10 protein-coding genes are annotated in these 8,965 nt (G+C 42.6%); 3 read left to right on the forward strand and 7 right to left on the reverse strand.

The annotated features are described in order from the left end of the window. Positions 1-33 precede the first annotated feature (33 nt). Entirely contained in the window at positions 34-696 is a 663-nt protein-coding gene (locus AB4482_RS17175) for an OmpA family protein (protein ID WP_029235518.1), read from the forward strand. Positions 697-752: 56 nt separating this feature from the next. Here the strand turns inward: AB4482_RS17175 and AB4482_RS17180 are convergent, their stop codons facing one another. Continuing rightward, positions 753-1,760: a helix-turn-helix domain-containing protein gene (locus tag AB4482_RS17180; protein WP_372181301.1), complete on the reverse strand. Its 1,008-nt coding sequence runs from the start codon at positions 1,758-1,760 to the stop codon at positions 753-755. 284 nt (positions 1,761-2,044) lie between these two features. Here AB4482_RS17180 and AB4482_RS17185 point away from each other — a divergent pair, with 284 nt between their 5' ends. Further along, the gene (locus AB4482_RS17185; protein ID WP_102394267.1) at positions 2,045-3,013 is read left to right on the forward strand and encodes an alpha/beta fold hydrolase; all 969 of its coding nucleotides are present in this window, start codon (positions 2,045-2,047) and stop codon (positions 3,011-3,013) included. A gap of 148 nt (positions 3,014-3,161) precedes the next feature. Next, entirely contained in the window at positions 3,162-3,353 is a 192-nt protein-coding gene (locus AB4482_RS17190) for a hypothetical protein (protein ID WP_102394268.1), read from the forward strand. Positions 3,354-3,663: 310 nt separating this feature from the next. Here AB4482_RS17190 and AB4482_RS17195 read toward each other — a convergent pair whose 3' ends face one another. From AB4482_RS17195 to AB4482_RS17220, 6 genes are all read right to left on the reverse strand, one after another. Then, a complete protein-coding gene (locus AB4482_RS17195) occupies positions 3,664-4,197 on the reverse strand; it encodes a DUF4136 domain-containing protein (RefSeq protein WP_372131750.1) in 534 nt (177 codons plus the stop codon). Positions 4,198-4,584: 387 nt separating this feature from the next. Further along, positions 4,585-5,649, reverse strand: coding sequence for a ribosome small subunit-dependent GTPase A (gene rsgA, locus AB4482_RS17200; RefSeq protein WP_017072405.1), 1,065 nt, complete (start codon positions 5,647-5,649; stop codon positions 4,585-4,587). Positions 5,650-6,156: 507 nt separating this feature from the next. Then, positions 6,157-6,615, reverse strand: a complete 459-nt coding sequence (locus tag AB4482_RS17205) for a copper chaperone PCu(A)C (protein ID WP_017064234.1) — start codon at positions 6,613-6,615, stop codon at positions 6,157-6,159. A gap of 85 nt (positions 6,616-6,700) precedes the next feature. Continuing rightward, positions 6,701-7,297, reverse strand: a complete 597-nt coding sequence (locus AB4482_RS17210) for an SCO family protein (protein WP_017086566.1) — start codon at positions 7,295-7,297, stop codon at positions 6,701-6,703. Then, positions 7,294-7,734: a hypothetical protein gene (locus AB4482_RS17215; protein ID WP_372131752.1), complete on the reverse strand. Its 441-nt coding sequence runs from the start codon at positions 7,732-7,734 to the stop codon at positions 7,294-7,296. The genes AB4482_RS17210 and AB4482_RS17215 overlap by 4 nt, the downstream gene beginning before the upstream one ends. Before the next feature lie 203 nt (positions 7,735-7,937). Next, positions 7,938-8,858: a DUF368 domain-containing protein gene (locus tag AB4482_RS17220; RefSeq protein ID WP_017064236.1), complete on the reverse strand. Its 921-nt coding sequence runs from the start codon at positions 8,856-8,858 to the stop codon at positions 7,938-7,940. Positions 8,859-8,965 lie beyond the last annotated feature (107 nt).

Below are 8,965 nucleotides of genomic sequence, written 5' to 3' on the forward strand. Positions count from 1 at the left end.
ATGCTATTCATATCTTCTGAAATAAAAAGATGCATTAAACCTATTATCTCTCTGTTGCTATTAACGAGCTTGGTGGGCTGTCAGGCGACTCAACGTCAGGACGCAACGACTGGTGAGATGGAAACGAATTCCACAACAAAAGGGACTGCGATTGGTTCTTTGTCTGGTGCTGCGATTGGTCTCCTGTCTGGAGATAATTCAAAAGAACGGAAAAAGAGAGCGTTAATTGGGGCAACGGCTGGCGGTCTCATCGGTGGGGGAGTCGGCTACTCACTGGATAAACAAGAGGAAGCTTTGCGTCAGGAGTTGCTAGATTCAGGCGTTCAAGTAAAGCGTGTTGGTGAAAATGAGTTAGTGTTGGTGATGGAAAACGGCATCGGTTTTCGCTCTGGTGAATACCTACTTGAAGCGACGGTATACAATTCATTGAATGGTGTTGCGAGAATATTGGTCGAGTACCCAGATTCGTATTTGCAGATCAAAGGCTATACCGACAGTACTGGCAATGATGCTTCTAATCAGCAGTTGTCTGAGAAACGTGCTGATTCAGTAAAAGCTTACTTAGTGAATCAAAAAGTGAAAGGTGGACGAATCAGTACCAGCGGCCTTGGTGAACGTTACCCTATTTGTGACAATGCAACCGAAGACGGAAGAGCCTGCAATCGCCGTGTCGAGATCAGTATCCAAGCCATCTAGCGAGGTGATGCAACCTTTCTCATCCGCAAGTAGAGACACTCTGCGGATGTTTTATTTTATTCCAATGATTTGAGATATTGCTTGGGTGTCATGCCTCGATGCTTCTTAAACATATGCGTAAAGCTATCGAGATGGTTATACCCTAAACTGCTTGCAACTTCTTCGACTGGTATTGATTGGCTTAGCATTTTGACCGCTTTGTTGCTTAAGACAAAACCACACATTTCGGTAAAGTTGTGGCCATATTTATGGAATCTACGTTGAAACTGCTGAATTGATAGGCCCAACAGGTTCGATACTCTTTCGAGTGTCGGTAAACCAAAATGACATGAGTAGTTGATGGCTTCATAAACTAACTTAGTGTCATCGCTAGGATCGGGCATGTCTAAACATCGGTCCAAATCCTCAAAATTCAGCGAAAAGGTTTGCTTGGTATCTTGATTATCAGCCAGGTTTGCCAAGCGTAAGCTGGAATGAAACCAGATCTCTGTTTGATGATGATTCCACGCGACATCACAGCCAAAATAATCTTGATATAGTTTCTCATCCGCACGCTCTCCTGAAAGTAGTACGCGCATCGGAGCAAAGTCTGCCCCAAGGTATTTTTTCAATATTTTTGACATCAAAACAGCGACTCTAATACTGTCATGAACGTCTAAGTGTTCTGCGTCATACTGATTGTTGTAAGTCCACTTGATGATAGACCCCGCAGGTGCAGCAACCCAAAAAGCACCGGATTGAATACACCCCATGCCGTAATTTACCTTTCTTATCGTCGACATTAAGTCATGACCAGAGAACATCCATTGGCCTAATCCGCCCAAGTCTTCGACCCGGAAATGGCGCACAGCCTCGAGCATAAAGTTTGGATTTTTTGTATAGCATTCGAGTTCTTCATAAAGCTGAAATACCTCAGAAATGGGCAACAGGTTCATTGTGTGATTAAACGCGGATTGGGGAATTGTCTGTGGGGAGATTGGATCTGAATAATATTGCTTACATACGTTGTAATACAAATTCATCAGGCTATTTACCCTTATAAAGTAAGTTGTGTTGATAGTCATTGATCCATCCAAACCTCTGTGAATTAGGTCATAAACATAGCATAAATGACGTAATTTAACGAGTTTTAACAGACCCCAACGATGTTAGTTAACATCAAATATATCGGTAAAGTAGTGGCGATAATATTAGTAATAATGGTGTTAACTACAATTATTGATAGCTGTAAATACTGAGTTGAGTAAACCCCAATACTATTTTTGAGAACCATAAATAAATTGGATGGAAATTTTTAATCATGGTTTCAGCGTCTTTTAACTTCAGAGAATTAAATAGAGATTAATTAATGACACATACTCCTAAGATAGAAAAAATTAGCGTGTTTGATCGTATTAACGCATCGGCACTGATGTTATTGACTTCTGAATATAAAAGCTTGGAGCAGTTGCGAAGAAAAAACGACTATCCAATGTTCCCAACATTTGAAACGACACCATCCATGCCAATAAAGCGAACCAAGATAAATGGTGTCGATATTCGATACGCACATTCTGAAGCGATTGGTAAACCGACTCTTGTGATGCTTTCCCCTTTTCCTCAAAGCATTCTTGCGTATGCCCCTATCTGGAGTGGGTTGGCTGAACACTACAACCTATATGCTTACGATATGCCTGGGTTCGGCGGCAGTGCGGGCGGGATTGAATACATGTCTTTCAAGGCTCAAGGCGACTTTTTAAAAGAATTCTTAAATCATTTGGATATTCAAGAACCACATTTATTGGGGCCTGACGTTGGTATGCCCGCGATCGTTTACTACGTGGGCACATATGACAATGATGTCAAAAGTTTATTGATAGGCGATGGTCCAGCAATTAATCCTTCGTCAAATGCAAGCGCCATCCGAAAAATGGTCGACTCATCGTTTTGGCGCACTGTTTTTAAAGTGACAGGGGCTGGCTCTTTAGTTCAAGGCTGTATCAAGGTTTGCTATACGAACTATCGCCCCAATCAAGAAGAGATTTCCGACTATATTGCTTCTTATCGCAATCGAATTCCTGCCGTCATGCAATGGTTTAAAGACTACCCAAAAAGTCTAGCAACGGTTGATCCATTGCTCGATAAAATAGAGTTACCCACTCAGATATTTTGGGGAGAAAACGATGCAATTCTTTACGTCGATAATGGAGAACGTTTAGCTAAACGTATGTCGAATGCTGAGTTAACAGTATTCAAAGGCAGTGGTCATTTTTGTTATCAAGATAGGTATCAAGAGTTTTCGGTAATGGTGAAATATTGGATTGATAAGACGCAATAACAGTTAAATGACTGAGTAAATATGATTGAAATGGAACTACGAGAAGGTTCATGCTCAATAAAAGTGAATGTCGATTTATTGAGCGCCTTTCGAGCTTTTTACCACTTCTATCCTCATCCCTTATCTAAAACTAATCAAGGCATGGTAAATGCAGAAGCTAACCCTTTTAGCGCTAAGTTGTATTCTATTATTAGGTTGTTCTATCAATAAGGTAGCCGAAGAAAAAGACCACTTCGTTGATGATTATATCGAAATTAATAAACACAATATTAAAGACTTACCTCAGTTGTTAAATGCTATCGCGTTTGAATATTCTAGGTTTGCCAATCAAGCTGAATAGCCGCTTTTTGCCCTCGCTAACAATTATGTTTCACGATCCTGTTTTAGAGTCGAGCCTGGTACATAAAGAGCATTTGAGTACGTTAGGCATGCCCTTAAACGTCTCGCTATATATAGACGAAAATGGAGATCCTAACGTGATTGGAGTGAAACTCGTCACTCGGACGTGAGTTACAGCGTTAGCTTTAAGGTTGAGGGTATATAACAATATGATGCAGCTTTGGTGCCTTCTTCCTTGAATGCCTAGGCTTCCTCTATCTGTACACTCAATGGCCAATATTTGAAGAAGTTATCACCTAGAAGTTTTAAAATCATTTGTACGAAGGGTACTGTTGAAACATTTCAGCGATCTCCTCGTAAATCAGCTCTTCACGTTCCTTAGAACTCATTGAGCGAGTCAATTTCCGGCTTGAATTCGCGGTCCATACAACGATGTTGGTTTTATCATCGATCAGTTCTACAACCAATTGTCCGTACGTCTGTTGGTGATAATTTTGTGGAGTGGACATTCCCCCACGGAAATTGTTCCAACCATAGCCAATACCAAATGACGAGCCGGAAGACACAAGTTCAGATGCTTGCTGAAGTTGGTAGCGGACGTATAGGTCGCCTCCGTCCTCTACAAATGAAACCCCTGTGCGCCTCATTTCTTTAATGATCGCACTTTCAATCCTGATTGAGTCGATACTAATCGGTATTTTGTTCTTCTCTTCTTTCGCAGTCCCGGGCGAGCTGAAATCATAGGTTTTATACATTGAGAAGTCGGTTTGCTTTTCGAAGTCAGTATTTATTGTAGAGCAGGCAGCTAGAGGAAGCGTTAATAATATGGTGGTTAGACGAAGCATTTTCTATCTCCTTGGAAGGTGGTTTGAAATGAAATTTTCTTCTGAAGGTGATTATACTTGTCCGGTAATCGATACTTTATGTTCGTTATATTCAGTCAATCTGGTAGTAAAAGTGACGCGATTAATCGTATTTTAACTTTATTGTTCAAGGGGGAATTATATTGAACTTGATAAAGAGAAACATTAACGTGATGATTAACTCGCTAAGAAAAATTCCAACTATTATAAATGGTGAATTTTTACTTTCGGAAGCAGACGATATCTTAATATCCCTTGTTGATGAGGAAGGGAATTTGTAGATAAAGCCCCACGCGATTGACACGTGGGGCTCGGTGTTTCAGCTCAGCGTTGAGCGATTAACTCAGATTACCGTCAATATCCAACTGCTTAAGCTGAGCCTTTCTTAATATTGCGGCTTTCTGACTGTACGTTTCGGTACATTTTGGAAAGCTGCTTATTGTTAGCGCGTTGCTCTGCAAGAGAAGCGCCGTTTCTTGCTTGCTCTCTCAGTAGCTTTTGATAGTTAGTAAATCGTCTTTCAGACAGTTCACCACTCTCAATGGCAGCCCTTATCTTGCATCCCGGCTCTGATTCATGATGACAATCAGAGAAGCGGCAGTGCATTGCTAACTCTTCGACGTCTGAAAAAGTTTCACTCACGCCTTCAGCGCAGTCTGCAAGTTGTAGCTCTCGCATTCCTGGAGTGTCGAGAAGCAAGCCACCTGATGCGAGCAAGTGGAGTGATCGTGATGTGGTTGTATGACGACCTTTACTGTCGTCTTCACGAATACCACCAGTTGCCTGCGATGCTTCACCTAGCAATGAGTTAACCAAAGTCGACTTACCCACACCAGAAGAGCCCATTAGCGCGACGGTCTTGCCGATTTTACACCAAGGTGAAAGTACTTGGGTTGAGTCTTGATCTAGGCTGTTGACCGCTTCGATCATCAGCATCGGGTCTAAGCTTTGTACCTGTTGTACTTTGTCTTCGTAGTCGTCACACAAGTCTTTCTTCGTCAGGACGATAACCGCTTCAACTTGTGCTTCATTTGCGAGTGCCAGGTAGCGTTCAATGCGACTCAGATTAAAGTCGTTGTTCAATGAAACCACGATAAACACTGTGTCGATATTGGCTGAAATATATTGTTCAGCCACACGACTGCCCGCAGCTTTTCGGCTAAAGAGCGATTGGCGTTCTAGTAAGCGATCGAATTGCAGTTCAGAGTTCAATATTACCCAGTCGCCAACGGTCATTGCCGGTTGGTTTTGGTGGATGGGTAGAACAATTTCACCTTGCTCTGACGCTAATGTATAGCCATTGCGGTGATGTGCGACGATACGAGCAATGACGGAGTGATCATAGTCTTCGAGTGTCAGTTGTTGTTGGAATACAGGTTGCCATCCAAGTTGTTGAAGTGACATTGGATGAGAAAATGCGTTTTGTGAATTCATGTCTATTTACCCAGACGTGCGAGCTTTCTTTTCTTGTGAGAGCATTAAAGTCTTATCAGTGCATTAAAGTCTTATGAGAGCATTAACGTCTTGTAAGATCTCAGGTTGTCGATGAGATCGAAAAGCGTTGGTCAGTTCAAAAAGCGTCGAGACGTCAAAAATGTTTGAGCTTGGGTCGAATTCAAAATCGATAGGACCCCGGATTTGAGTCATGCTTTACAGGCATGCAGATATTGATCACTTACGATCAACAGTAAACCGGGTAAAAGTGTGCGGTAGCCAGCTGATGGCTTAATGTTGGTAGTTCGAGATTAAAGTTTGATTAACCAAACAAATTAACGCGTTACTTTTACTGCCAGTTTTAGTGTTTTCATTACAATCATCTTCTATTCTCCTTGGTTTATTAATGTGTTCAGGCTTTGAATAAAAAGCGCGCTCAGTTTAACAAAAAGCCACGATGGCGAGAAGTCATTGTGGCTTAAATTATTTTATCAATTGTGAATACGATTAATGATGGTCGTGGTTCATCTTTTTCATGCCGCTCATCACTTTCTTCACTGGTGCGTCGAAGGTCTGTGTTTCACCATTGGCAAAGGTCAGTATCATCTCGATTTGCTCACCTTCTTTTAGGCTACTTTTTAGGTCGAACAACATGATGTGTAGGCTACCAGGTTTAAGTACCGCTTCACCGTTTGCAGGGATGGTGATTTCTTGAACTTGGCGCATTTTCATAACATCGCCATCAATGATTACATCATGAAGTTCTACTTTACCTGCTGCAGGTGTTGTTGCAGAAACAATAGCGCGATCTTTATCGCTGTGGTTTATCAGAGTCGTGAACACCGCGCTGTTCACTGCTGAAGGCGGGGTTGCACGAGCGTACGCGTCATGAACCATAATATCGCTACTAGCCTGAGCAAAAGGGGTTAGCAATAAGCCCGCTAGAGCAAGTGCTTTTAACTTCATGTTGTTGTCCTTAATTTTTATGTTTTTGGTCTGGGACCTGACTTTTTGTTCGAACTTTATTAGTTAAGTTCTTTGTTTTTACGTTTTACTGCGTCAGCTTGTTGATAGCCTCAACAATTGGTGCTGGCGTTAACGTATGCGGCACTTTGGTAATCAAGGTACCGTCGGGCTTTAAAAAATAAAAATATGAGCTGTGGTCAAGGGTGTATTCCAACTCTGAACCTTCCAGCTTGGCCTTTCTGAAAATAACACCGTAGTTGTGTGCAAGCGTGGTTGTCACATCCAAAGGACCACTTAATCCTTCCATCATTGGGTGGAAGTATTGTGCGTATTCGTATGAGGCTTCTGCTGCATCACGCTCAGGGTCGAGAGAGACAAACATCGGGCGAATCTTGGCTTTTGCTTCATCAGAGACTTGGTTAAGTGCTCCGGCCAACATAGCCAAAGAAGTGGGGCACACATCTGGGCAGCGTGTGAAACCGAAGTAAACGATACGAATTCTGTCATCGGTTTGGTCAAAGATTTCCGTTGGTTGGTTGTCTTTGCCGAAAAGAGTCGTTGCGGAGAACTCTTGTTTTGCAGCGTGTTGTTCTTGAACTTCGTTTTGCCCATCAAGATAGCTTTTGACACCAAAGCCAAGTACAAAAGCGACAACCAATGCTAACGACCAATTTCTACTCATCTTGCCATCCTTATTGCAGGTTTTACGGTTTCAACACCATCGGTGAGCTCACCAAGCCAAGTCATGTGATCCATGGTACACACGGGTAAAATGACATCACCTTCATAGATGTTGTTACCAGTATTTTTTAATTGGAAACGTGCTGAGCCCATTTCCATCTCTAAACCGGTCAGCGATAGCATCAAGGTTTCAGAGGCCGCGCCTTCCCACACCACTTTGATTTTTGTTGGGACTAGAGGTTGAGCTGTTTCATGCTCAAGGGTCATAGCAACGCTGTCTTGCTCACACCATGTTGTTGAAAGCATGCAGTAGTCATCTAAGTTGACGTCAGGAGAGTGGCTCTCTACTACCGATTTAAATTGCTCGACTGCCTGTGGTCCATAAAAGCCAGCGACCAGCGCAATACCGAGCGCAGCAACCTTTAATGCAGAGTGCATGTCGTGTTCTCATTTAATTTTATAAGAGCGGCGATGTTATCACACCCCTCAATACGTGCTTGTATCAAAAAGCAATTTTGTGCGTATGGTAGAACTAAAAAAGCGAAGCCATTGGCTTCGCTTTTGTCTGTTTAATAGATATGTGAGCTTAGTATTTCTAAGTTCTATCCATTTTGAACATGTTCCAGAAATACGTTGAATGATTAGTCAGCGTTACGCTCTGCGAACTTCTCCAGGCCTAAAACCAATGCAATCGCAGCAAACATCATCACAATCGCCATGACCAACTGAGAAGGCTGAGAGGTTACCGCTTCAAAATCAAACGGTGATAGGTTTTCTTGAATCAGAGGAACTTGTTCACCTTTTGAGTTTGTGCGCCAGCTGATGGTCTCTTTCCAAGGCCAGATCTTAGGCAGCGTACCGATCATCAAACCGGTTAAGAATACCAATGTGAAGTCGCGGAATGAACGCAATAGCCAAGACAGTACATGTGAGAAAGTCAGCAGTCCGATCACACAGCCCGCAAGGAATAGCGCAAGTACATCGACTTGAAATGATTTAACGGCGCCAAGCACGGGGCCATACATGCCAATCAGGAGCAGAATAAAGCTGCCTGAAATACCGGGTAAAATCATCGCGCAGATAGCAATCGCACCCGCAATCAATACGTTGATGCTGGTTGGTTCCATTTGCAGCGGTTTAAGCACGGTAATGCTATAAGCGAAAGCAACGCCAAGCAGCAAAAACACGAAGCGAATCATATCGCGTTTCTCTACTTGCTTAAGAATATGGAAAACCGAGACCAAGATCAGGCCGAAGAAGAAAGACCACAGTGGAACAGGGTGGGTGACTAATAACCAAGAAATCAATTTTGCGAATGTCGCAATGCTCGTGAATACGCCCGCGAACAGTGAAATTAGGAAGAAACCATTGATGTGATTAAACGCGGCTTTGAAGCCTTCGCGTTTCCATAAGCCAAGTACGCTAGGGTTAATTCTGCGAATGCTTTCTAGCAGCGTATCGTAGATACCAGTGATGAATGCGATGGTTCCGCCCGACACGCCAGGAACAACGTCTGCTGCGCCCATAGCCATGCCTTTGAAAAAAGTACTTAAGTAGTTCATTGCTTCATAGAGTTGAGGATGATTTTGTGCAGTATACAAACTTTAGTGTAAAAAAAGTATGAATATGCTTTTGGGGAAGGGCTTTTATTAGGTTCATCGCGGCTTTC

The sequence above is a fragment of the Vibrio sp. 10N.222.55.C7 genome (assembly GCF_041473335.1).
GTDB lineage: Bacteria > Pseudomonadota > Gammaproteobacteria > Enterobacterales > Vibrionaceae > Vibrio > Vibrio crassostreae_C.